A 25,765-nucleotide genomic window follows, 5' to 3' on the forward strand; every position below is an offset into this window, starting at 1 on the left:
GCCTACAGCTGGGAGAACATGCATGACGGCCTGGACGGCGTGGCCATCGACCTGCCCGCGCTGGACCTGCCCGCCACGATCGACGGCCTGATCCCGCTCAACCTCCGCATCAAGGACCCGATCTGGCCGGCGCGCGACATGATCGATGTGTCGGTATCGGTCAAACCGGGCGAAAAGCGCACGCTGTGGCTGGACCTGCGCGACCGCATCCTCACCGCCGACAGCCTGTGGCTGTCCATCGCCTCGGCCGCACCGGGCTTCAACGCCGCCTCGCTGGACGGTGCGGAGATCCGCATGGTCTACAAGGACCGCGAAGAAGCCAAGCAGGAGCACGTGGCCGACCGCTTCAACCAGGCGCGCGACAACTGGGGCTTTCTCGTCGAGGAACACACCACCTCCAAGCGCCAGCGTCTGTATGCACGCGTCTATGCCGACCTGACCGATCTGCTGCGGGTCGATCCGGACCACGAACTCGGCCGGCTGTACTGGAACTACATCAGCTACAACAGCCAGGGCAAACCGCCCTTCGTCGCGCCGATAGCGCCCAAGGGCGTGCCGCAGTGGGCATTCGCGCAGACCGAAGACCTCAAATACGTACGTCGCTTCGTGGACTGGTGGATCGACAACCGCCAGATCGCCTACGGCGACTTCGGTGGCGGCATCTCCGATGATTCCGACCTAACCCAGCAGTGGCCCGGGTTGGCATTGATGGGCGTGCAGCCGGACCGGCTCAATGCCTCGCTCACCGCGCTGTCCGATGCGGTGTACCGCAATGGCATGTTCAGCAATGGCCTGAGCACCATCGAAACCGACGAGCTGCATGCCTACGAGGAAGGCATCAACACCAACAGCGCCRTGCTCTACCTCAACTGGGGCGACCCGCTCACCGTCGAGCGGCTGATGGAGACGGTGAAGGCCTTCGACGAACGCATCATCCTGCCCAACCCGCAGGGCCAGCTGCTGTTCTCCAGCAACTGGTACGGCGGTAACAAGGTCTACCGCGAGCCGAACTGGCAGTGGCAGAAGCCGTACTCGTTCCCGGCGCTGCATCCGGCGTTCCTGATCGGCCAGTACAACGCCGATGCCACCAGCCGCAAGCTGGTCACCGGCCTGGCCGACAGCTACCTCGCCCATGCCTACACCGACGACAAAGGGCGCTGGGCGCTGCCCAACGAGATCCACTGGGCCACGGGCAAGACCCGCGGCGGCGAGCTCAACAACGGGTCCGGCGGTGGCGATGTCATGCACACCTTCTGGGCCGCGTGGCGTTGGAGCGGCGATGCGAAGTACCTCAAGGCGCTGGACTATCGCGTCGAGCGCGGCGGCCCGGGTGCGTTGTCCAACCTGGGCGAGAACTACGTGGAGGTGCTAGGCCGGGGCGGGGAGTGGAACCCGCGCCTGATCGCCGATGCCGATGCGGGCACTACCGGCTTCTCCAGCCTGATGGCGTGGCAGGCCAGTGGCGACAAGAAATACCTTGAAGCCCTGCACGCCGACGGCATCCAGGCCAAGGCGCAACGCGAGTACATGAATACCGAAGGCCATTGGTGGTCCGACCGGGTCGAAGCGCCGAGCGAGTTCCTCCAGCGTGCACGGCTGGGCGGCATCGCGCTCAAGCGCAACCAGAGCTGGCCGGGGCACACCGTGAGCTGGCGCTTCGCCCAGCCCGATGCCGCCGAACAGGTGGCGCTGCTGGTGCACGCGCCGTCGCCGGCGCGCTTCAAGGTGATCGCCTACAACCTGGGCAAACGCGCGGTGGAAGCGGACATGACCGCCTGGAATGTCACCGCCGGGCAGTGGCGGATGACCAGCGGCATTGACCGCGATGGCGATGACCGCATCGACGGCAAGGCCAGTGTGCGTGAGCTGACGCTGGAGCGCAGCGCGTCCACGGTGCTGCGCTTTTTCCCCGGCCAGGCCCAGGTGTTCGAGTTCGAGCTGGTGCAGGCCGGGCAGCCGGTCGAGCAGCGCCCCGACCTGGGCATCGGTCGCGGCGATGTGCGTGTCGATGCGGGCCAGGTGCAGGTGACCGTGCACAGCCTGGGGCATGTGGCCACCGGCGCGGGCGTGGTGCTGCTGGAAGACGCCAACGGGCGCGAGATCGCCCGCAGCGCGGTGCCGACAATGGCCGCGCCCAGTGACCTGGTGCCGAAGACCCATACGCTGCGCCTGCCGTTGCCGTTGGGAAAGCACAGCGGCCTGCGCGTGCGGGTGATGCTGGCCGATGGCGGCGCCGAGGTGACCCAGCGCAATAACGTGGTCGTGTTGGACTGACGCGCGCAACAGCGCAACAGCGGTGGGGGTCATGCCATTCCCGTGCCGCCGGCGGAGACCGGCGGTCGTTCGGGGTGCGACCCTGCCGAGGCTGCGTGCGCCTGTCAGTGGTACCGGTCTGCGGCGGTGATGCAGGGTGATGGGGTCAAGCGCACGTGCCGGTGTGGAGGTCCTGCATGCCTTGATGAGGCTGCACACGCGCAAACGCGCAGCGATACGCGCCGCCCGGGCCGCATCCCGATCGACTGCCGATGGACCTGCAACCGGTGATGTTGGCATGACCCCCGAACGAAGCACGCGCCCCATCCCCGGTTACACCGTCACCGTGCCCGCGATGCAGGTCACGCAGGCCCCGCCGATCCACAGCGCATCGCCCACCCGCTCCACCTGTAGCCGCCCGGCGCGTCCCAGCACGGTGCCCTGACTGATCACGTAGCGGTCCGGTACCTGCCCTTCCTCGAGCAACCAGCGCGCGATACCGGCATTGAGGCTGCCAGTGGCTGGATCCTCCGGCGCGCCGTCGCCAGCGATCAAGGCGCGGCTCTCGAACCGGGCCGCGTCGCCGTCGTCGGCCTGCCACGGCCCGAACACCCCCACCTTCAAACCGTCCAGCTGGGTGTAGTCCGGCTGCAGCGCCAGCACCGTGGCGCGGTCACGCAGGCGCAGTGCCAGCCAACCGGTGCCGTTGTCCACCCAGCGCGCCTCCCGCACGTCCTCGGCAGCCAGCCCCAGGGCACTGCGTACGCGATCGCGCAGCGCGGCATCGAGCGGCCCGCCGCGCAGCAGCGGCGGTGCCAGGAATGCCAGCCCGGCGTCGCTGCGGCGGATCCGCACCAGGCCGATACCGCATTCCTGCACGATCTCCTCGCCCTGGGGCGCCCCGCCCTGCGCCAACCACGCGTGGCAGCTGCCCAGGGTGGGGTGGCCAGCGAATGGCAGTTCCTCCAGCGTGGTGAAAATGCGCACCCGGTAGTCCGCGCGCGGATCGGTCGGCGGCAGCACGAAGGTGGTTTCGCTGAGGTTGGTCCAGCGCGCGAACGCGGCCATGCGCGCGTCATCGATGCCGTCCGCCTCGAGTACCACCGCGAGCGGATTGCCCAGCAGCGGATCGGCACTGAACACGTTGACCTGTTGGAACGGATGGGTGGACATCGGGAACTCCGGGAGCACCACCGGATTATCCACGCCCGCCCCCGGCTAGAGCCGAGCCACGCTCGGCTGCCCTTCGCGGGAGATGACAGGCCGGCACGCGAAGAGGCGCATGATGCGCCGGGTTGCGTCGTTGCCGAGCAGGGCCCGGCACGACCGGATCACGCCGCGTCGGTTTCCATCACCTGCACGCGGCGCGCGTACCAGTCGCCGCCGTCGGGCTCGAACACCGCGCTGCGGGTCATTTCACCCTGGTAGACGTGGACCGAGATCGCCAGATCCTCAGCGCTGGTGTTGCGGATGGTGTGGTACTCGTGCGGCGGGATCAGGCTGCCGGCACTGCCGCAGTCGCCGAGGATGGCCGGTTGTGCGCGGAAGCGGAAGCGCTCGCCGTCGCGCTCCAGCAGCTGGTACTGGGTGATTTCCAGCTGGCCCAGCCACACCCCTTCCACGCACCACAGGCCGCTGTGGTCGTGCAGTGGCGTGCCCTGCCCCGGCCCCCAGCTCATCGCCACGATGCTGTAGCCGTGCGCGGCGCTGCGGTACAGCTCGCGGCGCGCGTAGTGGTCTTCGATCGGGTGGTGCACGCAGGCGGGCAGCTGGATGCGGCTGTCGGCGATCGCCTCGCGCAGCGCGTGGCGCAGCGTGGCGGCGATCTGGTGGGCATCATCGTGCTGTACCGCGTGATCGACGGCGGCAATCAATCGATCACGTCCGTGGAACGGGGGAAACGGGTCGCGGAAATCGTGCATGTCCCCAGTCTAGGCGATCACGGTGAACGCCATGTTTGACGGGAATCACGACAGATCGGGTCGAATCAAGCGTAACGCCAATTAAAATCGACGAAAAAGTGCCTAACGCCTATCAAACGAACCGCGCGCCAGGTCGTATTCGGCCCGCATGCCATCACCCGAACGTACCGCGCTGGATGAAAGGCGCCTGCCTGTACAGCTCGCGCTCGCCCCCGCGTGGATCGTCGGCCTGGCGCGGGGTCCGGTCGAACAGCATCGTCTCGCGGCGATCGAGCGAGTACCTGTCCCACCGTGGCAGTCCCGCATGGTGGGGATCGCCATGCCGCGCGAACGCGATCAACGCCTCGCTCATCAATGCGGCCACCTGCCGGGCGTCATCACCATCGCCCGTGCGCGAACCCGGCCGGTCGGTGGTGTCCAATACCAGCGGGATGTCCAGCGTGTGGAAGGCACCGAACCGCCCCCCGTCCAGTGGTGAGCCCCAATCCAGCTGGTAGGCCCAGGTCGGTGCGCCTTGGCGTGCACGCGCCTCCAGTTCTTCCACCGCACCGCGCCACGAGCGCCCGGCGGTGGTCGCCGCGAAGAACACGTCCGAGGGCGTGTAGTGCGGATACAGGCGCCGGTACTCGGCGATCACGGTCGAAGGCAGCAGGTCGGTGTACTGCTCCTTCTCCAGCTTGGCCGGCAAGGTCTCCCAAGTAAGGGAGAAGTTGGCCGGGTCGTTGCCGAGGAAGGCGCGGGTTTCATCGTGGGTGTTGCCGATCACCATCGGGATGCCGGCCGACTGCGCGGCCGCCTCCGGCCAGAACGGATGTACCGGCAACACTGCGCCATCCAGCACCGGGCCGAAGTACAGGCCCGTGTCTTCCACCCGCGAGGGATCACGGGCCCGCGTGGCTGCCAGCAGTGCCTCGGTGGACAGCGCGCGCAACGCGGCCACGTCGGCCGCACCCACCGCCTGCATCGCAATCCGCGCGCGTTGGCTGGCTGCACGCGGACCAGCGGCGGTCACCTGCTGGCCGCTCATGGTCCACGCGCGCTGGAACAACCCACGCGCGGCGGGCATCGCCATCAGCGTGGCGATCTTCGCACCGCCCCCGGACTGGCCGAACACGGTGATGTTGCCGGCATCGCCGCCGAACTCGTGCGCGTGCTGGCGTACCCACTGCAACGCCTGCACCAGGTCGAGCTGGCCGACGTTGCCCGAGCCGGCCAGGGCCGGGTCGCCGAAGGCGCCCAGGTACAGATAGCCGAACACGTTGAGCCGGTGGTTGACCGTCACCACCACCACATCGCCGCGCCGGCACAACGCGGCGCCGTCGTACAGCGGATCGCTGCCCGAGCCGTTGTTGTAGGCGCCGCCGTGGATGTAGAACAGGATCGGGCGCTTGCCGCCATCGCGCAGCGCCGGCGTCCACACGTTGAGGTACAGGCAGTCTTCGCTACCCGGACCCTCGCTGCTGCCCTGCGGCGCGGCAGGACCGTACGCGCTGGCATCGCGCACGCCGCGCCACGGCAGTTCCTGCAGCGCCGGCAGGAAGCGCCGGGTGCGCGTATCGGCACCGTAGGCAATGCCGCGGAACACGTTTACCTCCTGCTCGATCTGGCCGCGTAGGCGTCCGCTGCGCACCGTCGCCAGCGGCGCGGCATCGCGGCGTGGGCCGGGGGCCGCCGCCGCGGCCGTCGACAGCAGCGGCAGGCTGCCCGCGGCGAGCATCACCGCGTAGCGCGCGCTGTCGCGCAGGAAGCGGCGGCGTTGCAGATCGGCGGGTGAATCGCTCATCGGCGTGCCTCCGCAGCCTGCGTGCCTTGCGCCTGCATCCACTGCAGGGCCAGCGTGGGCCACTGCGCGGTGGTGAGCCCGGGGCGGATGCGCACGCCGAAGCCGTGCCCGCCCTGCGGGAACAGGTGCATCTCGCTGGCGACGCCGGCCCGGGTAAGCGCCTGGTAGTAGACCAGGCTGTTGTGCACCGCCACCACCTTGTCGTCCTGCGCGTGCACCAGGAAGGTCGGCGGCATGTCCGCGCGCACGTGCTCCTGCATCGAGAACTGCGCCACCCGCGCCGCATCGGGATGCTCGCCGAGCAGGCGAACGCGCGAGCCCGTGTGCGCGTGCGCCCCCATGTCGATCACCGGGTACAGCAGCAGCGCCACGTCCGGCCGCGCGCTCTGGCGGTCGATTGCATCGCGCGCCGGGTACACCGGCAGATCGAAGCCGGTGCTCAGCCGCGCCGCGACGTGGCCACCGGCGGAGAACCCGATCACCCCGATGCGGCCCGGATCGAGCTGCCAGCGGTTCGCGCCGTCGCGGATCAGGCGCAGCGCGCGCTGTGCATCGGCCAACGCGGCCTGGCGATCGCTGCGCCCGACTGGCAGCCGGTAGCGCAGCACGAACAGGGTCACCCCGCCGTGCTCGACGAAGGCCGGCACCAGTGCGGTGCCTTCCTTGTCCAGCACGATGCGCTGGTAGCCGCCGCCGGGAATCACCAGCAGGGCGCTGCCGTTGGGCTGCCTGGGACGGTAGGCGACCAGATACGGGGCATCCACATCGTCGATGTAGCGGTCCGGCACTGCCGGGTCGTCGCTGCGCTCGATGACATGCGGGGTGCGCGGCGCGCCGGTTTCGCCCGGCACTTGCCCGGCCGGCCACAGCGCGATGCGGTCCGGACTGCCCGGGGCGGGCTCGCTCGCCGGTACGCTGCGCTCGGCGGCGTGCAGCATCGAAGAGGAGCTGGCCAGCAGCAGCCAGGCCAGCAATGGCAACAGAACAGCGCGGGGCATCGGCAGGTGTCCTTGTGGGCGGATGGAACGGTCATCGTGCCCCAGCCGCAGCCTTCTGACGCGCTGCACATTGCCAATGACACCGGTTTACCATATACAGCTCATCCAGGCGCTGTCGATGGGCAGTGCACCATTCACCGGGAGACCCGCTTGAGCAACGATCACGGCACACACGACCTGCCAGACCAGGGGTTGGGCGAGATCGCCCACGCCTTCGTCGGCGCCCGCCAACAGGGCCGCGCGCTGCCCGAATTCCCCGGTGAGATCCCGCCGGACCTGGTGACCGCCTATCGCGTCCAGGACCAGGCGATCGGACTGTGGGACGACCAGGTGGTCGGGTGGAAGGTCGGTTACATCGCTGCCGAGCGTCGCGACAGCTCCGGTGATGACCGCCTGCTGGGCCCGATTTTCGCCCGCCGGCTCTGGAATGCTACCGGTGGAACAGTGGACATTCCGGTGTTCGTCGGCGGCTTCGGTGCGGTCGAGGCCGAGTTCGTGATCCAGCTGCTGGAAGACGCGCCGGCCGACAAGCTGCACTGGACCGCCGAGGAAGCCGAGGCGCTGCCGGCCAAGCTGTTCTACGGCGTGGAAGTGGCCAGCAGCCCGCTGGCCACCATCAACAAGCTCGGCCCGCGCGTGGTGGTGTCCGATTTCGGCAACAACAACGGTCTGGTGCTCGGCGCGGAAATCCCCGACTGGACCGCCCTGGACGACGCCGACCTGCGGGCGGAAACCCGCATCGAAGGCGAGGTGGTCGGCACCGGCGGCGCCACCCTGCTGCCGGGTGGACTGCGTACCGCCTATGCGTTCGCGCTGGCCCGTTCGGCGCAGCGCGGGCGGCCGCTCAAGGCCGGCGACCTGATCGCCAGCGGCAACGCCACCGGCATCCACGATATCGCCGTAGGCCAACAGGCACTGATCCGTTTCGCCGGCTACGGCGACATTACCTGCAGGGCCATCGCTGCCGGGTAACCGTGCAGCCATGGACAGTCCGCTTGGGAGGGCGCAGATGTTCACTCGCAGAAATTTCCTTGCCACCAGTCTGGGCGCGCTGAGCGTGCCCGTGCTGTCCGGTTGTTCGCGTCCCGGTGGCACCGAGGTCGCCGGCGCACGCCTGCTGACCGCCACCGACGTGCACGTGGCCGACTACCCCACCGTGACCGCGGTGAAGTGGATCGGCCAGCAGCTCGAGCAGAAGACCGGCGGCCGCCTCAAGCTGCGCCAGTACCACTCCGGCCAGCTCGGTCGCGAGTCCGAGGCGATCGACATGGCGCGCTTCGGCGCCATCGACATCACCCGGGTCTATTCCGGCGCGCTCAACAACGCGTTCCCGATGACCCAGGCGCTGTGTCTGCCCTACGTGTTCGAGTCGGTGGCGCACATGCGCCGCGCCCTCGATGGCGGCATCGCCGATGCGGTGCTGCGCGGTTTTGAAACCCGCGACCTGGTCGGCCTGGCCATCTACGATTCCGGCGCGCGCTGCTTCTACAACACCAAGCACCCGATCGTCGAACCCAAGGACCTGCACGGGCTGAAGTTGCGCGTGGCGTCCTCGGACATCTTCATCCAGCTGATCCGCCTGCTCGGTGCCAATCCGACCCCGATGTCGCTGGGCGACACGTTCTCGGGCATGGAGACGCACATGATCGACGGTGCGGAAAACAACATGCGCAGCTTCCACTCCAGCCGTCACTTCGAGGCCGCGCATTACTGGTCGCAGAGCGATCACTCCTATGCACCGGACGTGCTGCTGATGTCGCGCGACAGCTTCGAACAGCTCAGCCCGGCCGACCGCCAGCTGCTGCTGCAGACCGCGCGCGAATCGGTGGACGTGATGCGCCAGCAGTGGGATGCCTCGGAAAACGCCGCGCGCCAGGCCGTGGCCGACGCCGGCATCCAGTTCAACGCGGTCGACATGCCCGCTTTCCGCAAGGCCGCCGATCCGCTGTTGCAGCAGTACCTGCAGCAGCCGGAGATCGCCGCGCTCACCCGTCGCATCCGCGACTTCGCCTGAGGCCCGCCGCGATGTCCGACATGAGTTCAGAAACCACCGCCGTCACCGTCAGCGCGCCGCAACGCGTGCTCAATGCCCTTGCCGACGGCGCGATCCACATTGCCGTCCTGGCCCTGCTCGGGCTGGTGCTGGTGCAGGGCTGGCAGGTGTTTGCCCGCTACGTCATCAACGATTCGCCCAGCTGGACCGAGCCGGTCACGCTGCTGCTGCTGGCCACCGCGATGAGCCTGGGCGCGGCCACCGGCGTGCATACGCGGCGCCACTTCGGCTTCTTCCTGCTGGCCGCGCACATGGGCCCGGGCCTGCGCCGCGCGGTGGATGTGTTCGCTGCGCTGGTGGTGGCCGTGCTCGGCGTGGTCATCGCCTGGTGGGCGGCGGTGCTGCTGCTGGACGGGCTGGACATCAAGGCCGCCGGCGCCAACCTGCCGCAGAGCATCAACTACCTGCCGCTGTGCATCGGCGGCGCATTGATGGCGATCTTCGCGGTGAACCAGATGGTGCAGGCGGTACAGCCGGCCGACGTTGTTGCAGAAGGAGACCGTTGAGTCATGGGTATCACGATCCTGTTCACTGTTTTCGCGGTACTCCTGCTGCTTGGCGTGCCGGTCGCCTTTGCCCTGGCCGCGGCCGCCCTGGCCACGCTGTGGTACCTGGACCTGCCCACGCTGGTGCTGGTGCAGCAGATCTCCGCCGGCACCGGGTCGGCGTCGCTGATCGCCATCCCACTGTTCATCTTCGCCGGCGAAATCATGATGCGCGGCGGTATCTCCGAACGCCTGATCTCGCTGGCGTCCTCGCTGGTGGGACGCATGCGCGGCGGCCTGGGCCAGGTCTCGATCCTGTCCTCGCTGTTCTTCGGCGGCGTGTCCGGTTCGGCCATCGCCGATGTATCGGCGGTGGGCGGCACGATGATTCCGCAGATGGTCAAGCGCGGCTACGACCGTGATTTCGCGGTCAATGTCAGCATCACCGCTGCGCTGGTCGCGCTGCTGGTGCCGCCGTCGCACAACCTGATCCTGTTCTCGGCTGCGGCCGGTGGCGGGTTGTCGATCGCCGATCTGTTCGCTGCCGGTATCGTGCCGGCGCTGTTGATGACGGTGGCGCTGATGGTCACCGGTTACGTGGTCGCGCGCCGTCGCGGCTACGGCGTGGAAGTGTTCCCTGGCTGGCGCGCGGTGCTGTTGCGCATGGTTTCAGCCCTGCCCGGCCTGGGCCTGGTCGCGCTGATCTTCATCGGTATCCGCGCGGGCATTTTCACCGCCGTGGAAAGCGCCGCCATTGCCGTGGTCTACGCACTGCTGGTCACCACCGTGCTGTACCGCCAACTCAACTGGCGCGAGTTCCTGGGCACGGTCACCCATGCCGCACGCAGCACCGGGGTGATCCTGTTCGTGATCGCCACCGCGGCGGTGTTCGGCTGGCTGCTGGCCTACCTGGAGGTGCCCGCAGCGGCGGTGGACTTCCTGCAGTCCTTCGCGCACAGCAAGTTCATGGTGCTGCTGATGATCGTGGTGATGCTGCTGTTGCTGGGCACCTTCATGGACCTGGCGCCGATGATCCTGATCTGCACGCCGATCTTCCTGCCGGTGGCCAAGGCGTACGGCATTGATCCGATCCACTTCGGCCTGGTGCTGGTGCTGACCGGTGGCCTGGGGCTGGTGACCCCGCCGGTGGGCTCGGTGCTGTTCATCGGCACGGCGATCGGCAAGATCAGCGTCGGCGAGAGCATGCGCTCGATCTGGCCGTTCTGGTTCGCCGCGCTGGGCGTGCTGGTGATCGTCACCTTCTTCCCCGAACTGTCGCTGTGGCTGCCGGCGCTGTTGCGCGCCTGAGCCAGGACCTCGCCGGGACGCGGCACGTACGCGCGCGTCCCCACGCTGCAACGCGGAGATGTCAATGCACCTGAGCAAGATCCTGGCCGGCCTCGCCGCCGGCCTGCTGCTGGCCACGACGGCACACGCCGCCCCGCCACCGGCCACGTCGTGGAAGCGCGGCATCGAGAACCAGCGCCAGGCCGATCTCGGCGACGGCACCTTCCTCAACCCGGTGTTCGCCGGCGACCGCCCCGACCCGTCGGTCCTCAAGGATGGCGAGGACTACTACCTCACCCTGTCCTCGTTCGACGCCTACCCGGGGCTGCCGATCTGGCACTCGCGTGACCTGGTCAACTGGCAGCCGCTGGGCCATGCAATCACGAAGAATGTCGGGGCGATCTGGGCGCCGGACATCGTCAAGCACCAGGGCCGCTACTTCATCTACTTCCCCGCGCGCACCGCCGAGGCGCGCAGCAACTTCGTGGTGTGGGCCGACAGCATCCAGGGCCCGTGGAGCGAGCCGATCGACATCGGGCTGGGCGGGTATATCGATCCTGGTCACGCGGTGGGCGAAGACGGCAAGCGCTACCTCTTCCTCAGCGGCGGCGCTTACGTGCAGTTGGCTGATGACGGCCTGAGCGTGGTCGGCACCCCCAAGCATGTCTACGACGGCTGGAAATACCCGCAAAGCTGGGACGTGGAGGCCTATGCGCAGGAAGGGCCGAAGATCAATGTCCGCGATGGCTGGTACTACATGACCACCGCCGTCGGCGGTACCGCCGGTCCGCCGACCGGGCACATGGTGATCACCGCGCGCTCGCGTTCGATCCACGGGCCGTGGCAGAACGCGCCCAACAACCCGATCGTGCGCACGCAGTCGGCGGCCGAACCGTGGTGGTCGCGCGGCCACGCCACGGTCATCGAAGGCACCGACGGGCGCTGGTGGATGATGTACCACGGCTACGAGAACGGGTACTGGACCCTGGGCCGGCAGGCGTTGCTGGAACCGATCGAATGGACCGACGACGGCTGGTTCGTGGCCAGGGGCGGCGATCTGGGCCAACCGCTGCGCAAACCGTCGGGCACCTCGTTGGGCGCGCATGGCATGGCGTTGTCGGATGATTTCAGGGGCCCGGCCCTTGGCGCGCAGTGGTCGTTCTTCAACCCGGCCCAGGACGAGTACCGGCGCCTGGACTTCAGCGGTGACGGCCTGCTGCTGCAGGGCAAGGGCCAGACCCCGCGCGATGCCTCCCCGCTGACCGCGATCGCCGGCGATCCGGCCTACCAGTTCGAGGTCGAGATGGAGATCGCCCCCGGCGCGGTGGGCGGCGCCCTGCTCTTCTACAGCGACCGCCTGTACGCCGGCGTGGGCAGCAACGGCGAGGCCCTCGTCATGCACCGCTACGGTGAGGAGCGCCCCACCCGGCTGGCGCCCAGTGCCAAGGGCGGCAGGCTGTGGCTGCGGGTGACCAACAACCGCCACATCGTCACCCTTCACACCAGCAACGACGGCCAAACCTGGCACAAGTACCCGGTTCAGATGGAAGTCTCCGGCTACCATCACAATGTGGCCGGGAAGTTCCTCGCCCTGAAGCCGGCCCTGTATGCCGCCGGCGACGGCAAGGTGCGGTTCCGCCATTTCCGCTACCGGGCCCTGGATTGAACGGCCCGCTAGAATCCCCTGACTCATCCCCGGTTTGAACGACATGTCATTGCGCAGCAAAACCGATCCGATGCCACCGCACGGATTGACCAAGGGCAAGGCCGCTACGATCAATGACATCGCGCGCCTGTCCGGGGTATCCAAGAAGACCGTCTCGCGCATCATCAACAACTCGCCGCTGGTGCGCAAAGACACCCGCGACAAGGTCGAGGCGCTGATGCGCGAAGTCGGCTATGCGCCCGACCCGCTCGCACGCGGGCTGGCGTTCCGGCGCTCGTTCCTGATCGGCATGGTCTACGACAACCCCACCGCGCAGTACATCGTGGACATGCAGTACGGCGCGCTCGACGCGCTGCGCGGGTCCAGCTTCGAACTGGTGGTGCATCCGTGCGACTCGCGCAGCCCCGGTTACATCGAGGGCGTGCGTCGCTTCGTGCAGCAGCAGAAGCTGCACGGTGTGATCCTGGTGCCGCGTGCGTCCGAAGACCAGGCGCTGGTGGACATGCTCGACGAGATCGGCTGTCGCTTCACCCGCATCGCCTCGCTGCCGCTGGATGACACCTCGCAGATGGTGGTCACCCATGACCGCGACGGCGCCGCCGAAGCGGCCGATTACCTGCTCTCGCTCGGCCACCGCGACATCGCGCTGGTCACCGGCCCGAGCGCGTACCGCTCGGCGCACGAGCGCACCGCTGGCTTCATCGATGCCCTGGCCAAGCGCGGTATCGAACTGCCGCCGGCACGCATCGTCGAAGCCGGTTACACCTTCGAATCGGGCGTGGCCGCTGCTGAAAAACTGCTGCTCGGCAAGCAGCGCCCGACCGCCATCTTCACCGGTAACGATGAAATGGCCGCCGGTATTTACAAGGTCGCGCTGCGCGCGGGCATCAACATCCCGCGCCAGCTGTCGATCATCGGCTACGACGACAGCCCGCTGGCCTCGCGCCTGTGGCCGTCGCTGACCTCGGTCCGTCGCCACACCCGCGACACCGGGCGTACCGCCGCGGCCATGCTGATCCAGCCTGACGGCCAGGCCGCGCTGCAGATCGCCAGCGTGCGCCCGCACCTGATCGTGCGCGATTCCTGCCAGCCGCCCGAGGATTGACCCGCGCCGCGATGGCAACGACGGGCGTTCATGATGAACGCGTCGCCACGCGCCCGTGCAATCGGTTGCCGATCGCACGGCTTTTCTGACATGGACCCCACGCCGGGCCTGCCCTGGCCTATCGTGCGCTGCAAAATGACACCGGTTTACCAACTCGCTACACTTTGACCAAATCGCGCCGGGGCCGACCTGTTGCCCCACCCCTGCTCTGGAGACGCCATGTACTGCAAGACCCACTACGCCACCCATCCCGACGCCATCAAGGGCGCCAGCAATGACGACCTGCGCGAGCTGTACCTGCTCGACGGCCTGTTCAATGCCGATGCGGTGACGCTGAAGTACACCCACTACGAGCGCTTCGTGCTCGGCGGTGCCGCCCCGGTCAATGGCCCGCTATCGCTGCCCAGGCAGACCGAGCCGGCCTCCGCTGCCGGCCACCCGTTCCTGGAGCGTCGCGAGCTGGGCATCATCAACGTCGGCGCCGGCAGCGGCACCGTCACCGTGGATGGCACCGTGTTCACGCTCGGCCCGAAGGACGGCCTGTACGTGGCGATGGGCAGCGTCGAGGTGGTGTTCGCCTCCGATGACGCGGCCACGYCGGCGCAGTTCTACCTGGCCTCGACCCCGGCGCATGCGCGCTTTGAGACCAAGCAGCTGTCGATCAAGGACGCCGTCGCGCTGGATCGCGGCGCGCTGGAAACCAGCAACGAGCGCACCATCTACCAGTACATCGTGCCGGCGACCTGCCAGTCCTCGCAGCTGCTGCTGGGCCTGACCGTGCTCAAGCCGGGCAGCGTCTGGAACACCATGCCGCCGCACCTGCACGACCGCCGCAGCGAGGTCTATTTCTACTTCGACCTCGGCCAGAACGACCGTGTGTACCACTTCATGGGCGAGCCGGACGCGCAGCGCCACATCGTCATCCAGAACAACGAAGCGGTGGTCTCCCCGCCGTGGTCGATCCACATGGGCGCCGGCACCAGCAACTACGCCTTCATCTGGGCGATGGGCGGCGAAAACCTGGATTACACCGACATGCACGTGCTGGACATCTGCCAGCTCAAGTGACCCCGATGCGTCGCCCGCAGCGTGCGGGCGGCGCCTGTGCCGCATTGGAAAAGGACCGCATACGCAATGGCTAATCCGTTCAGTCTGGAAGGCAAGGTCGCCCTGGTCACCGGTGGCAACACCGGCCTGGGGCAGGGCATCGCGGTGGCGCTGGCGCACGCCGGTGCCGACGTCGCCGTGGCGGGCATCCAGCCGCCCACCGAGACCATCGCCGCCATCACCGCGCTGGGCCGCCGCTGCTTGGCGATCGAAGCGAACCTGATCAGCATCGAGCCGGTGGAACGCGTCATCCGCGAAACCATCGAGGGCCTCGGTGGCCTGGATATCCTGGTCAACAACGCCGGCCTGATCCGCCGCGCCGACGCGGTGGATTTCAGCGAGCAGGACTGGGACGACGTCATGAACGTCAACATCAAGTCCGCGTTCTTCATCTCGCAGGCCGCCGGCAGGCACTTCATTGCCCAAGGGCGCGGCAAGATCATCAACATCGCCTCGATGCTGTCCTTCCAGGGCGGCATCCGCGTGCCGTCCTACACTGCCAGCAAGAGCGGTATCGCCGGCGTCACCCGCCTGTTGGCCAACGAGTGGGCCAGCAAGGGCATCAACGTCAACGCGATCGCGCCGGGCTACATGGCCACCGACAACACCGCCGCGCTGCGCGCCGACCAGGACCGCAACAAGTCCATCCTCGACCGCATCCCGGCGGCCCGTTGGGGCACCCCGGAAGACCTCGGCGGTACGGCGGTGTTCCTGGCCTCCAGCGCATCGGATTACGTCAACGGCGCGGTGCTGCCGGTCGACGGCGGCTGGCTGGCGCGGTAAGCGACACCATCGAACGGTGCGCCCACGCGGGCAGACGATGGGCGCCCTTGGGCGCCCATCTGTCATTCGGACATCCCATCTGCCCGGTAGTGCCGGCCGCTGGCCGGCAGCTCTCCACCCAGGAGCATGACCATGTTGCGTTTGCTGCTGTCCCTGTCGCTGTTGATGGCGGCCCCCAGCGCGCTGAGCGCCCCGCACCGCATCTTCATTGCCGGGGATTCCACCGCCGCCGAGTACGGCCCCGAGCGCGCGCCGCAGGCCGGCTGGGGCCAGGCCCTGCAGAGTTACCTCGATCCCGCCGCGTGGGAGGTGCGCAACCACGCCAAGGGCGGGCGCAGCACGCGCAGCTTCATCGAAGAAAAACGCCTGGACGCCATTGCCGGCGAGCTCCAGCGCGGCGACGTGCTGCTGATCCAGTTCGGCCACAACGACGCCAAGGTCGAAGATCCCTCGCGCTACACCGACCCGGCCACGGCCTACCCGCAGTACCTGATGCGCTACGTCCAGCTGGCCCGCGACAAGGGTGCAACGCCGGTGATGATCACCCCCGCGGCCCGGTTGCTGTACGACTTCGGCTCGCTGTTGGACACCCATGCGCTGTACACGCAGTCGATGAAACAGCTGGCCACGCGCGAGCAGGTGGCGCTGATCGATCTCAACGACACCTCCACGCGCTGGATCCGCGCGCTGGGCGAGCAGGGCGCGCGTCCGTACTTCCTGTTCGTCCCGGAACAGAACAAGGCCGATGGCACCCATTTCAGCGTCGCCGGTGCCAATGCGGTGGCCTGCCTGGTGGTGCGCGACTGGGTGGCGCTGCAGCCTGAACTCAAGTCGGCGCTGAAGCGTGATATCGACTGCGAGGTGCGCAGTGCGGGGCAGGGCGGTGATGCCGCCAGCCCCTCGCGTGTCGTGCACGAGCGCGATATCGCCGTGACCCAGCCGGGGCCGCATGGTGGGGCGGGGCCGACCACCGCTTATCCCTTCTTCGCCGAGGATGACCTGCCGTTCGTGCTGCGCAAGCGCGTGCTGCACAAGGGCGCGGGCATCGGCCTGCACCCGCAGCACAAGGACGAGATCTACTACATCGTCAGCGGGCGCGGCAGCTACGTGCTGGATGGCAAGCAGTACGACGTGGTGGCGGGCGATGCGCTGCTGACCCGCACCGGCAGCCTGCACGCGCTGCAGCAGGTGGGCGACGATGACCTGGTGGTGTTGCTGGCCTATCCCCGGTAAGTACCGACCGCTGGTCGGCACCGGGCGTACTCACTGCTGCGGGCCGGCATCCGGCTCCGGCCCGAAATGCAGCACGCCGAGCCTGGCCAGGTCCTCGGGGCGTGCGTAGTACGCCTCTTCAAACTGCTCCAGCGCGTCCTGCTCCGCAGGCGTCATCGCCTCGTACAGATCGCTCAACTCGGTCACCGCCGGATCATCCTCAAAACGATCCAGCAGCCCGCGCATGCCGGCCAGCGCCGCATGGGTCTGGTCCGCACCCATGGCACGCAGCCCCTGCAGGGCCAGTTGGCAGGTGGGGTCGCCCCAGTTGCACAGGAACTGCATGAAGCCGCCGTTGTTGATGTCCGCTTCCATCCGCCACAAGGCCACCAGCAGCTGGTCCTGCGCTGACAGCGCGTCCAGTCTCCAGTCCAGCGCATGCAGCCGCTGCATGGCATGGTCGTAGCGCGCATCCCACAGCAGGTCCAGCACGTAGACCATGCCGGTGGCCGACGCCGGCGACAGCGCCGGCCAGTTCGCGCCGAGGCCGTCGTCGGTCAACACCCACTGCGCACGCTGCTTCGCCGACGCCTTCTCCAGCCGCGGGTTGCGCGTGAGGAACTCAGCCACCTGCGTCCCGTTGGCCAGCTGCAGGTGTACGTGGGTGGCATCGAAGTGGATGGATTGGATGCGGAACGCGGGCAGAGGCATGGCGTTGGACAGCGGCACGGGCAGGGCCAAGACCTTATCAGAGCTCAATCCATCCCCCGGTAGAGCCGACCGTTGGTCGGCTGCTCCACATCCATGCTGCCCGCGGCACTGTCGCGCGAACGGCAGCCGACCAACGGTCGGCTCTACCGATCAGACGTCGCCGCCGGCTTCCCAACCTTCGCCTGTGCCCTTCTGGAACACGCGGTCGCCGTCCTGCACGTCACCGGCCGGCAGGTGGTCCTTGGCTTCCAGCGCCGCATAGATCGGGGTGAAGTCCGGCGCGGTCGCCTGCATCAGCTGCTCGAAGCTATCGATGACGAAGTAGGTCTTCTGGAAGGTGTCGATGCGGTAGCGCGTGCGCATGATCCGCTCCAGGTCGAAGCCGATCCGGTTCGGCGCCGCCGATTCCAGCGAGTACAGCGATTCGCCCTTGGACGAGACGATGCCGGCGCCGTAGATGCGCAGGCCCTCGTCGGTGTTGATCAGGCCGAACTCCACCGTGTACCAGTACAGGCGGGTGAGGTGCTGCAGCGCTTCGGGGCCGATCGCATGCGCCTTGACGCCGCCGCGCCCGTAGGCGGCCATGTAGTCGGCGAACACCGGGTTCATCAGCAACGGCACGTGTCCGAACAGGTCATGGAACATGTCCGGCTCGGCGATGTAATCGATCTGGTCCGGGCGACGGATCCACCAGGTCACCGGGAAGCGACGGTTGGCCAGGTGGTCGAAGAAATCCAGCTCCGGCAGCAGCCCTTCCACCCCGACCAGGGTCCAGCCGGTGGCCGCGCCCAGTACTTCGTTGAGCTGGTCGAAGCGCGGGATCATGTGCGCGCTCATGCCCATCTCGTCCTGGGCGTGCAGGAACTCCTTGCTGGCGCGGCCGTCGAGCAGCGCGCGTTGGCGCTGGTACAGGGTGCTCCAGGTCGCGTGGTCGTCGGCGGTGTAAGTGTCCCAAGGCTGTTCAACCACGGCGGTGGTATAGACCGGCACGTATCCCTTGTCGGTCTGCTGGTGTTCGACACGGCGTGGGGTGGTGGCGGTTTCCATCGTGGTGGTCTCCTGGGACGTCATATGACGATGCTAGGGCAGGGGGCGCGCAAGAGGATTGCAAAGTTGCGCGGATATGCCGGATTGGCGCAATATCATTGCGTCCATCTCATGTTGCGGAGCAGCAATGGCCGGAGATACCCAGTTCGACCGCACGGATCTTCGCCTACTGGCAGAAATCCAGCAGCACGGCCGTGCCACCAACGCCGAGCTGGCCGTCCGGGTGAACCTGTCCCCGTCGGCCTGCCTGCGCCGCGTGCAGCGCCTGGAAAGCGAGGGGGTGATTGCCGGTTACGGTGCGCGGCTGGAGCCACGCCTGATCGGCCTGGGCCTGCAGGCCTTCGTCCGCGTGCAGCTGGAGAAGCACGACCAGCACGCCATCGGCGTGTTCGCCGACAGCGTCGTGGAATGGGATGAAGTGGTGGCCTGCCATGCGCTCACCGGCGACATGGACTACCTGCTGCACATCTACGTGCGCGACCTGGAGCATTTCTCCAGTTTCCTGCTCGACAAGCTACTCAATGCCGCCGGCGTTGCCGACGTCAATTCCAGCTTCGTGCTGCGCACGGTGAAGGACTTCCGCGCGCTGCCGCTGTCGCAGCTGGAGTAATGCGGATCGCAAACGCGATCACGTGGTGTAACCGCCCGGCGGTCGCTTACACGATCATTTCAACCCGGTAGAGCAGACCGTTGGTCGACCGCGCGACCACCCCAACCCGGTAGAGTCGACCGTTGGTCGACTGCGCGACCACCCCAACCCGGTAGAGCCGACCGTTGGTCGGCCGCGCGACCACCCCAACCCGGTAGAGTCGACCGTTGGTCGACTGTGCGACCACCCCAACCCGGTAGAGTCGACCGTTGGTCGACTGCGCGGAAACCAACATCAGGAGCAGCCGACCAACGGTCGGCTCCACCGGCGGCGGGGCGTCAGCCCTCGCACTTCTCCTTGCGCCCCATCAGCCGGCCCACGCGCGAGGGTGCATCACACTTGGGCTTGGGCGGCGGCGGGGCGAGCGCGGCGGCGCGCGCGCGCTGCAACTGCTGCACCTTGGCGCGGATCTGCGGCATCACCGCCATCGCCGCTTTCTCGCCTTCCAGGATCGCGTTGTTGCGCTGGCTGAAATCGGCCGCGCCAATGTCCAGCACCTTGGGCCGGATGATGATGTCCGCGCGCGCCAGTTCCTGCTCGCCCAGGCGCTGGCCCATGATCGAGATCGACTGGTTGACGATGCCGAGCATGCCGGTGGGCGCCTTGCCGCTGGCCTTGCTGGAGATGTCCACGGCGATCACGATGTCCGCGCCGAGCTGGCGCGCGGCATCCACCGGCACCGGGCTGACCACGCCGCCATCGATGTAGTTGCCCTTGCCGATCTTCACCGGCTCGAACACGCCCGGGATGCTGCTGGAGGCGCGCACCGCCTGGCCGGCGTTGCCGCGCACGAAGATCGCCCGGTCGCCGGTTTCCAGCTGGGTGGCCACCGCGGCGAACGGCTTGGCGAACTTCTCGATCGGGCGGTTGCCGACCTGGGTGTTGACGTAGTCCTGCAGCTTCTGGCCCTGCACCAGGCCGCCGGAGAACAGGCGCACATCGCGGATGCTGGTCTCGTCCAGGGCCACTGCCTTGGACTGCATCTGGAACGCGTCCATACCGCTGGCATACAGCGCACCGACCACGCTGCCGGCACTGGTGCCCGACACCACCACCGGCTCGAAGCCATTGGCCTCGAGCATCTTGATCACCCCGATATGCGCAAAACCCTTGGCCGCACCGCCACCCAGTGCGATGCCGATCCTGACCGGCTTGGCCTGCGCCACGGGCGTAGCCACCGGCGGCGGGGTCGGGCGGACCGGATCACCGCCGCAGCCGGCCAGCAGGCCGAGCAGGGCAACGGACAGCGTCAGGCGGGTGCGGCGCAGTGATTTCATCGGGGTGTCTGCAGGTGAATAGGCAACGGAGGGCGCCAGCATACCGAAGCCACGGCGGGCCGGGCGGGACACGGCAGCGCTTATTCAGCGCCGCGCTGGCCCAGGCGGCGGCTTCGTGCATCGGAGGAGGCCTGCCGCGTGTGCGCTTCCGGCAACCATCAGGGAATCTGCGAACCGCGTCCACAACGACATGGCCGAATCCTGCTAATGAATGACCGCAATTTGCGACGCTGTTGTTGTACTGCAACAATTGTCTGGTAGCGCCGGTCCACCACCCCTCCCAACACAGCCTAATCGCCATGTTCCCGAACCGCACTGCCCACGGCCGGTTTCCGTCCGTGCACCCGCTCGTCCTCGCTCTGACCGCCCTGCTGCCATTGACGGCCGCAGCCCAGGAAGCACCCGCCGCCAAGGATCCGGTCGCCCTCGATACCCTGCAGGTGACGGCCCAGCGCCGCGTGGAAAACGCCAAGGACGTGCCGGTGTCGATCTCGGCCATCCAGGGCGAGAAGCTCGATGTGCTCGGTTCGGCCGGCGACGACATCCGCTTCCTGGCCGCGCGCGTGCCCAGCCTGAACATCGAATCGTCCTACGGTCGTGCCTTCCCGCGCTTCTACATCCGCGGCCTGGGCAACACCGATTTCGATCTGAATGCCTCGCAGCCGGTGTCGCTGGTGTATGACGACGTAGTGCAGGAAAGCCCGCTGTTGAAGGGCTTCCCGCTGTTCGACCTGGCCGGCGTGGAAGTGCTGCGCGGCCCGCAGGGCACGCTGTTCGGGCGCAACACGCCGGCCGGCGTGGTCAAGTTCGATTCGGCGCGCCCGTCGCAGGACGCCGACGGTTACATCAAGGTGGCCTACGGCAGCTACAACACCTGGAACACGCAGGGCGCCTTCGGTGGCCCGCTGACCGACCGCTGGTCGGCACGTGTGTCGGCGCTGTACCAGCGCCGCGACGACTGGGTCACCAACACCCGTGCCAACGCACCGGCACAGGGTTTTGAAGGCTACGACGAGGCCGCCGCACGCGTGCAGTTCCTGTACGAAGGCGACGACGTGGAAGCGCTGTTCAACCTGCACAAGCGCAAACTCAACGGCACCGCACGGCTGTTCCGCGCCAACATCATCAAGCCGGGCACCAACCAGCTGGTCGAGAACTTCGACCGCGATGAAGTAGCCACCGATGGCCAGAACTTCTCCGACCTGGAAACCTGGGGCGGCAGCGCGCGCCTGAAGTGGGACCTGGGCCGGGTGACCCTGCACTCGATCACCGGCTATGAGACCGCCGAATCGCTCAACCATGGCGATATCGACGGGGGTTACGGCGCGGCGTTCCTTGGCGCGGGCAACTACGGTCCGGGCTTCATCCCGTTCCCGTCCGAGTCGGCCGATGGCCTGCCGCACCACCGCCAGTGGACCCAGGAATTCCGCGTGGAATCCAACGAATGGGGCCGTCTGGACTGGCAGGCCGGCGTGTTCTACTTCGATGAAGACGTCACCATCGACAGCTTCAACTACGACTCGCTGACCCCGGGCAATCCGCAGACCGGCCACGCAGTGCAGCAGCAGCGCAACAAGGCCTGGGCGGCGTTCGCCTCCGGCGATTTCGACGTGACCGAGCGCTTCAAGCTGCGCGGTGGCGTGCGTTACACGCAGGACAAGAAGGACTTCAGCGCCAGCGTGCTGCAGGCCGTGTCCGGTGGTACGCCGGTGAGCGGCCCGTACATCGCCAAGACCGATGTCGACGATGTCAGCTGGGACCTGAGCGGTGTCTACAAGATCACCGACAACCTCAACGCGTATGCGCGCGTGGCCAAGGGCTTCCGTGCACCGTCGATCCAGGGCCGGTTGGCCTTCGGTGGCGTGTCGCAGGCCGATTCGGAGAAGGTGATTTCGTACGAGGCCGGCATCAAGGCCGACCTGTTCGACCGTCGCGCGCGCCTGGGCTTCAATGTGTTCCGCTACAACGTCGACGGCCAGCAGCTGATCGCGGTGGGCGGCAGCAACAACACCGCCACCCTGCTCAACGCCGACAAGACGTTGGGCCAGGGCGTGGAGCTGGACGTCGAAGCCTACCTGACCGACCACGTCCTGCTCACCTTGGGCAGCAGCTACAACGACACCGAGATCAAGGACCGCGACCTGGCGGTGGCGATCTGCGGCGGCGGCTGCACCATCACCGACCCGACCACGGTCATCGATGGCGGCACCTACGCGCTGGTCAACGGCAACCCGTTGCCGCAGGCGCCGAAGTGGATCCACAACCTGACCCTGCGTGCCGGCTTCCCGCTCAACGATGCCAGCGAGCTGTACGTCTACACCGACTGGGCCTACCGCAGCGAGGTCAACTTCTTCCTGTACGAGTCGCCGGAGTTCCGCGGCCGCTCGTCGCTGGAAGGTGGCCTGCGCCTGGGCTACAACTGGGATTACGGCCAGTACGACGTGGCCGTGTACGGCCGCAACCTGACCGACCAGGTCCGGGTGGTCGGCGCGATCGACTTCAACAACCTCACCGGCTTCCTCAACGAGCCGCGCACGTTCGGCGTGGAGTTCACCGCGAAGTTCTGATGCAACGTCACATGTCGTGAAAAACCAGGAACGGCGCGGAGAGATCCGCGCCGTTCTTCGTTGATGGCCTCCGCCATTTCGCCGCTTCGGTAGCGCCGACCGTTGCTCGGCGCTGCACGCTGTCGATCAGCAGCGCGAGCAGCCGACCAACGGTCGGCTCTACCGGTAATGCACTGCCGTCGGCAGGCGTCGCGTTACAGCGCGCTCGCCGGTCGCACCTTCAACACCGCCTCTTCGGCCGCGCAATCCCGCGCGGAATGCAGCCCCGCCTTGCGCGCGGCGGCGATCTCCTTGCGCGCGGCCAGCAGGTCCTTGTTGAACGCGGCGTTGTCGTGCAGTCGTGCCACCGCGGCGGCGCCCATGAAGCGACCTTCCAGGATGTCGCTCTGCCAGTGCACGTTGCACACCAGGCGGCTCTCGCCGTAGTTGCGGCCGCGCGCCTGGATGGCGTCGGCGCGATCGGGGACGATCTCGGACAGTATCAGCGCCCAGGTCCAGCCGATCGACGTGTGGCCGGACGGATAGGAGCCATTGCCGCGCAGGTCCTTCTCGTCTTCCGGCGAGCAGGTCGGCTCGTTGTTGACCATGAACGGACGCGCGCGCTGGTAGTGCTTCTTGGCCGTGCGGGTGGCGGCACTGGCATCGATCCGGCTGCGCTCGAGCAGGCGGTACAACGCCGGGGTCTTCACTGCATCCACGTCCACGTCGATGGCGCAGGAGAACTGGTTGGCACCGGCCGGGAAGCCCAGTTCGGCGTCGCGATGGGCCTGCGCGAAGCGCGGGCTGCCGCGCAGCGCTCGGGCTTGGCGACTGACCTGTTCGTCCAGCGCGAAGCCGGCCGAACCGGCCGCCGGCGGTGCGGGCACCAGTGCCAGGCTGTCCGGCACGGCATCCGACGGCAGGTAGCCGGTCGCCTTGGTGGTCACCGAAGCTTCCACCGCCGTCGCCCCGGGCGCAGCCGTCGTCGCACAGCCTGCCAGGGTCGCCAGCAGGGCGGTGGCCAGCAGCGGGCGCAGAAGTGCAGGAGCGCGCAGGGACGAAGGCATCGGCAGGTCTCGAAGAGGGGAGAGCCGCATGATCGCAGCTTCACCTGGCCGCGACAGTGGCCGTTGGTCATGTGGCCAGATCCGGCACGGCCGGCGCTTGGATAACGGAAACCCGCTACTGGTTCACGGTTTTCAATGGAGGCGCGACATAGTTTCGCCAAAGGCGCCATCACTCGTCATATCTCTATGGATAGATGCACTACATGGCAACGCGGTAGCGCCGGTCATCAGGGGGATCACCTGCAAGGGAGCAAAACGGATGCGAAGCAACGCGGGAAGGACGGGCGGTGGACTCGCCCTGGGCTTGATGCTGGCGTGCGGGAGCGTGCACGCGGCCGATGTGGTGGGGGTGGCGTTCGTGCACGGCACCGGCAAACAGACCGATGCGCGCACGGACTACTGGCAACCGGCGATCATCGACACCGTGCGCCAGGGGCTGCCTGACAGCAGCAACTACACGGTGGTGAACTGCGATTTCGAACAATACATGTGGAAGCCCGAAGCGGCCGGCTGCCTGGCCGGGCAATTGACCAGCTTCATCAACACCCGGGGCATCACCAGGCTGGTGGTGATCACCCATTCCAACGGCGGCAACGTGGTGCGCTGGATCCTGTCCAATCCCACCTACGACAGCCGCTATCCAAAACTGATCCAGACCATCAGCAAGGTCACCGCGCTGGCGCCGTCCTCGGCCGGCACGCCGCTGGCCGATGCCGCGCTCAACGGCAACACCTTCGAGACCTCGGTGGGCTGGCTGCTGGGCTACAAGAGCGATGCCGTGCGCCAGCAGCAGGTGGGGCACATGGCCACCTACAACGCACAGAATCTGTACGGCACCGCCGGGCGGCCGGCGTTGCCGAAGACCTTCCGCGTGGTGGTCGGCTCGGACGTGGAATCGGCGGTGTGGGACAGCAACAGCTACTGCGGTGGCTACGCGCAGAACGTGGGCCTGGAGTTCACCCAGAACTGGTTGAACAGCTGCTCCGATGGGTTCCTGGAATGCAGCAGCCAGAAGGCCGCCGGCAGCCTGTGGTTCACCGACAAGGCGCGCACCAAGGGCGCCGAACCGCTGAGCCACAACCAGAGCCGCCGCGAGTGCTTCGGCCTGGGCACGATCCTGCGCAACGACCTGACCCTGTGAGGAGTACACCATGACGTCAAGACTGATGATTGCCGCCGCCGTCGCCGCGGCGATGGTGGCACTGCCCCTGCAGGCCGCACAGCCGTTGCTGCCGGCGCGCAGCAGCGACCAGGTGGCACCGCGCGTGGAAACCGCGCCGCTTTCCGGCGATGCCATCGAACGTGCGCCGGTGACCTTTGCCTGGGCCCTGGATCCGACGCAGGCATTGGCCGCCCCCGTCCCGTTCGTGGCCAGCAGCCGCAGCTACTGGGAGATGGTGGATGCCGTCACGTTGCAGCGTGGCCTGGACCTGCCGCTGACCGCCCCCGATGCGGTTATCCAGGTCAGCCCGGTACAGGGCGCGCGCGCATTGGCGCCGGAGCAGTGGGAGGTCCGCGATCCGGCCGGGGTGCTGGCGGTGGACAAGGTAGTCGACGCGCAGCAGTTGCGTGCCGCGGGCATGCGCGTGGGGCAGGGCAGCGCGATGGTGCGCACCGGCAGCAGTGCGGCGGTGGGCAACTACCGGCTGCAGAGTGCGCAGGCCCAGGGCCGCTACKTGGTGCAGGTGCTGGAACCCAACAGTACGTTTGCACTGCAACTGCAGGCCGACCGCCAGCAGGTCCTGGCCGGCGGCAGCGTGGCACTGACCGCGCGGTTGCTCGATGACGGCGGCAGCGCCGCGCTGGCCACCGGC

22 protein-coding genes and 1 pseudogene are annotated in these 25,765 nt (G+C 67.6%); 14 read left to right on the plus strand and 9 right to left on the minus strand.

Annotation, left to right across the window (positions count from 1 at the left end; all coding sequences use genetic code 11):
* A pseudogene (locus AC1DQP_RS02485) lies at positions 1–2,274 on the plus strand (LamG-like jellyroll fold domain-containing protein); the annotation flags it as partial.
* 312 nt (positions 2,275–2,586) lie between these two features.
* Here AC1DQP_RS02485 and AC1DQP_RS02490 read toward each other — a convergent pair.
* The 4 genes from AC1DQP_RS02490 to AC1DQP_RS02505 all read right to left on the minus strand — a co-directional run bounded on the left by AC1DQP_RS02490 (position 2,587) and on the right by AC1DQP_RS02505 (position 6,956).
* On the minus strand, positions 2,587–3,426 hold the full coding sequence (locus AC1DQP_RS02490) for a PhzF family phenazine biosynthesis protein (protein ID WP_457317858.1): 840 nt from the start codon (positions 3,424–3,426) through the stop codon (positions 2,587–2,589).
* A gap of 158 nt (positions 3,427–3,584) precedes the next feature.
* Complete coding sequence (locus AC1DQP_RS02495; protein WP_457317859.1) at positions 3,585–4,175, minus strand: cysteine dioxygenase family protein; 591 nt, start codon at positions 4,173–4,175, stop codon at positions 3,585–3,587.
* Between the two features lie 154 nt (positions 4,176–4,329).
* On the minus strand, positions 4,330–5,958 hold the full coding sequence (locus AC1DQP_RS02500) for a carboxylesterase/lipase family protein (protein WP_478051041.1): 1,629 nt from the start codon (positions 5,956–5,958) through the stop codon (positions 4,330–4,332).
* Positions 5,955–6,956, minus strand: coding sequence for an alpha/beta hydrolase (locus AC1DQP_RS02505; RefSeq protein WP_457317861.1), 1,002 nt, complete (start codon positions 6,954–6,956; stop codon positions 5,955–5,957). Before AC1DQP_RS02505 ends, AC1DQP_RS02500 begins: the two co-directional genes overlap by 4 nt.
* A 150-nt stretch (positions 6,957–7,106) precedes the next feature.
* Here AC1DQP_RS02505 and AC1DQP_RS02510 point away from each other — a divergent pair, with 150 nt between their 5' ends.
* The 9 genes from AC1DQP_RS02510 (at position 7,107) to AC1DQP_RS02550 (ending at position 16,675) form a co-directional block, all read left to right on the plus strand.
* Positions 7,107–7,928 carry a 2-keto-4-pentenoate hydratase gene (locus AC1DQP_RS02510; protein WP_457317862.1) on the plus strand — a complete coding sequence of 274 codons (822 nt, stop codon included), beginning with the start codon at positions 7,107–7,109 and terminating at the stop codon, positions 7,926–7,928.
* A gap of 37 nt (positions 7,929–7,965) precedes the next feature.
* Positions 7,966–8,970 carry a TRAP transporter substrate-binding protein gene (locus tag AC1DQP_RS02515; protein ID WP_478051042.1) on the plus strand — a complete coding sequence of 335 codons (1,005 nt, stop codon included), beginning with the start codon at positions 7,966–7,968 and terminating at the stop codon, positions 8,968–8,970.
* 11 nt (positions 8,971–8,981) lie between these two features.
* Positions 8,982–9,515, plus strand: a complete 534-nt coding sequence (locus AC1DQP_RS02520) for a TRAP transporter small permease (protein WP_457317864.1) — start codon at positions 8,982–8,984, stop codon at positions 9,513–9,515.
* Positions 9,516–9,518: 3 nt separating this feature from the next.
* Positions 9,519–10,802: a TRAP transporter large permease gene (locus AC1DQP_RS02525; protein ID WP_256776624.1), complete on the plus strand. Its 1,284-nt coding sequence runs from the start codon at positions 9,519–9,521 to the stop codon at positions 10,800–10,802.
* Between the two features lie 64 nt (positions 10,803–10,866).
* Positions 10,867–12,447: a family 43 glycosylhydrolase gene (locus AC1DQP_RS02530; RefSeq protein ID WP_478051047.1), complete on the plus strand. Its 1,581-nt coding sequence runs from the start codon at positions 10,867–10,869 to the stop codon at positions 12,445–12,447.
* Between the two features lie 43 nt (positions 12,448–12,490).
* On the plus strand, positions 12,491–13,552 hold the full coding sequence (locus AC1DQP_RS02535) for a LacI family DNA-binding transcriptional regulator (RefSeq protein ID WP_457317867.1): 1,062 nt from the start codon (positions 12,491–12,493) through the stop codon (positions 13,550–13,552).
* A gap of 219 nt (positions 13,553–13,771) precedes the next feature.
* A complete protein-coding gene (gene kduI, locus AC1DQP_RS02540) occupies positions 13,772–14,620 on the plus strand; it encodes a 5-dehydro-4-deoxy-D-glucuronate isomerase (RefSeq protein ID WP_478051043.1) in 849 nt (282 codons plus the stop codon).
* Between the two features lie 66 nt (positions 14,621–14,686).
* Entirely contained in the window at positions 14,687–15,442 is a 756-nt protein-coding gene (gene kduD, locus AC1DQP_RS02545) for a 2-dehydro-3-deoxy-D-gluconate 5-dehydrogenase KduD (RefSeq protein WP_457317868.1), read from the plus strand.
* A 132-nt stretch (positions 15,443–15,574) separates the two neighbouring features.
* Entirely contained in the window at positions 15,575–16,675 is a 1,101-nt protein-coding gene (locus AC1DQP_RS02550; RefSeq protein WP_478051044.1) for a GDSL-type esterase/lipase family protein, read from the plus strand.
* Positions 16,676–16,705: 30 nt separating this feature from the next.
* Here the strand turns inward: AC1DQP_RS02550 and AC1DQP_RS02555 are convergent, their stop codons facing one another.
* Both AC1DQP_RS02555 and phhA read right to left on the minus strand, forming a co-directional pair.
* Complete coding sequence (locus AC1DQP_RS02555; RefSeq protein ID WP_457317870.1) at positions 16,706–17,395, minus strand: DMP19 family protein; 690 nt, start codon at positions 17,393–17,395, stop codon at positions 16,706–16,708.
* Positions 17,396–17,515: 120 nt separating this feature from the next.
* Positions 17,516–18,412 (minus strand): phenylalanine 4-monooxygenase, encoded by an 897-nt coding sequence (gene phhA, locus AC1DQP_RS02560; RefSeq protein WP_478051048.1) that lies wholly within the window; start codon positions 18,410–18,412, stop codon positions 17,516–17,518.
* Positions 18,413–18,539: 127 nt separating this feature from the next.
* Between phhA and AC1DQP_RS02565 the strand changes: the two genes are divergently transcribed.
* Positions 18,540–19,022, plus strand: a complete 483-nt coding sequence (locus AC1DQP_RS02565) for an Lrp/AsnC family transcriptional regulator (protein ID WP_256776630.1) — start codon at positions 18,540–18,542, stop codon at positions 19,020–19,022.
* A 46-nt stretch (positions 19,023–19,068) separates the two neighbouring features.
* Here AC1DQP_RS02565 and AC1DQP_RS02570 read toward each other — a convergent pair whose 3' ends face one another.
* A complete protein-coding gene (locus AC1DQP_RS02570; RefSeq protein ID WP_457317871.1) occupies positions 19,069–19,296 on the minus strand; it encodes a hypothetical protein in 228 nt (75 codons plus the stop codon).
* A 43-nt stretch (positions 19,297–19,339) separates the two neighbouring features.
* Positions 19,340–20,338, minus strand: coding sequence for a patatin-like phospholipase family protein (locus AC1DQP_RS02575; protein WP_457317872.1), 999 nt, complete (start codon positions 20,336–20,338; stop codon positions 19,340–19,342).
* Between the two features lie 299 nt (positions 20,339–20,637).
* Between AC1DQP_RS02575 and AC1DQP_RS02580 the strand changes: the two genes are divergently transcribed.
* On the plus strand, positions 20,638–22,905 hold the full coding sequence (locus tag AC1DQP_RS02580) for a TonB-dependent receptor (RefSeq protein WP_478051045.1): 2,268 nt from the start codon (positions 20,638–20,640) through the stop codon (positions 22,903–22,905).
* Between the two features lie 194 nt (positions 22,906–23,099).
* On the opposite strand, the gene AC1DQP_RS02585 is transcribed toward AC1DQP_RS02580, so the two are convergent.
* Complete coding sequence (locus AC1DQP_RS02585) at positions 23,100–23,951, minus strand: acid phosphatase (RefSeq protein WP_256776633.1); 852 nt, start codon at positions 23,949–23,951, stop codon at positions 23,100–23,102.
* 259 nt (positions 23,952–24,210) lie between these two features.
* Between AC1DQP_RS02585 and AC1DQP_RS02590 the strand changes: the two genes are divergently transcribed.
* Complete coding sequence (locus AC1DQP_RS02590) at positions 24,211–25,092, plus strand: lipase family protein (protein ID WP_457320293.1); 882 nt, start codon at positions 24,211–24,213, stop codon at positions 25,090–25,092.
* Between the two features lie 10 nt (positions 25,093–25,102).
* Positions 25,103–25,765 (plus strand): DUF4785 domain-containing protein (locus AC1DQP_RS02595; protein ID WP_478051046.1); only part of this gene is annotated, 663 nt, incomplete at its 3' end.

It is taken from the genome of Stenotrophomonas sp. P5_A8 (genome assembly GCF_056400545.1).

Bases quoted from the DNA above. Each gene is read 5' to 3' on its own strand.
- AC1DQP_RS02500 (WP_478051041.1), bottom strand. From the start codon at position 5,958: ATGAGCGATTCACCCGCCGATCTGCAACGCCGCCGCTTCCTGCGCGAC.
- AC1DQP_RS02550 (WP_478051044.1), top strand. From the start codon at position 15,575: ATGTTGCGTTTGCTGCTGTCCCTGTCGCTGTTGATGGCGGCCCCCAGC.
- AC1DQP_RS02535 (WP_457317867.1), top strand. From the start codon at position 12,491: ATGTCATTGCGCAGCAAAACCGATCCGATGCCACCGCACGGATTGACC.
- AC1DQP_RS02520 (WP_457317864.1), top strand. From the start codon at position 8,982: ATGTCCGACATGAGTTCAGAAACCACCGCCGTCACCGTCAGCGCGCCG.
- kduD (WP_457317868.1), top strand. From the start codon at position 14,687: ATGGCTAATCCGTTCAGTCTGGAAGGCAAGGTCGCCCTGGTCACCGGT.
- AC1DQP_RS02505 (WP_457317861.1), bottom strand. From the start codon at position 6,956: ATGCCCCGCGCTGTTCTGTTGCCATTGCTGGCCTGGCTGCTGCTGGCC.
- AC1DQP_RS02580 (WP_478051045.1), top strand. From the start codon at position 20,638: ATGTTCCCGAACCGCACTGCCCACGGCCGGTTTCCGTCCGTGCACCCG.
- AC1DQP_RS02525 (WP_256776624.1), top strand. From the start codon at position 9,519: ATGGGTATCACGATCCTGTTCACTGTTTTCGCGGTACTCCTGCTGCTT.
- AC1DQP_RS02575 (WP_457317872.1), bottom strand. From the start codon at position 20,338: ATGAAATCACTGCGCCGCACCCGCCTGACGCTGTCCGTTGCCCTGCTC.
- AC1DQP_RS02490 (WP_457317858.1), bottom strand. From the start codon at position 3,426: ATGTCCACCCATCCGTTCCAACAGGTCAACGTGTTCAGTGCCGATCCG.
- phhA (WP_478051048.1), bottom strand. From the start codon at position 18,412: ATGGAAACCGCCACCACCCCACGCCGTGTCGAACACCAGCAGACCGAC.
- AC1DQP_RS02530 (WP_478051047.1), top strand. From the start codon at position 10,867: ATGCACCTGAGCAAGATCCTGGCCGGCCTCGCCGCCGGCCTGCTGCTG.
- AC1DQP_RS02565 (WP_256776630.1), top strand. From the start codon at position 18,540: ATGGCCGGAGATACCCAGTTCGACCGCACGGATCTTCGCCTACTGGCA.
- AC1DQP_RS02495 (WP_457317859.1), bottom strand. From the start codon at position 4,175: ATGCACGATTTCCGCGACCCGTTTCCCCCGTTCCACGGACGTGATCGA.
- AC1DQP_RS02515 (WP_478051042.1), top strand. From the start codon at position 7,966: ATGTTCACTCGCAGAAATTTCCTTGCCACCAGTCTGGGCGCGCTGAGC.
- AC1DQP_RS02585 (WP_256776633.1), bottom strand. From the start codon at position 23,951: ATGCCTTCGTCCCTGCGCGCTCCTGCACTTCTGCGCCCGCTGCTGGCC.
- AC1DQP_RS02590 (WP_457320293.1), top strand. From the start codon at position 24,211: ATGCGAAGCAACGCGGGAAGGACGGGCGGTGGACTCGCCCTGGGCTTG.
- AC1DQP_RS02570 (WP_457317871.1), bottom strand. From the start codon at position 19,296: ATGTTGGTTTCCGCGCAGTCGACCAACGGTCGACTCTACCGGGTTGGG.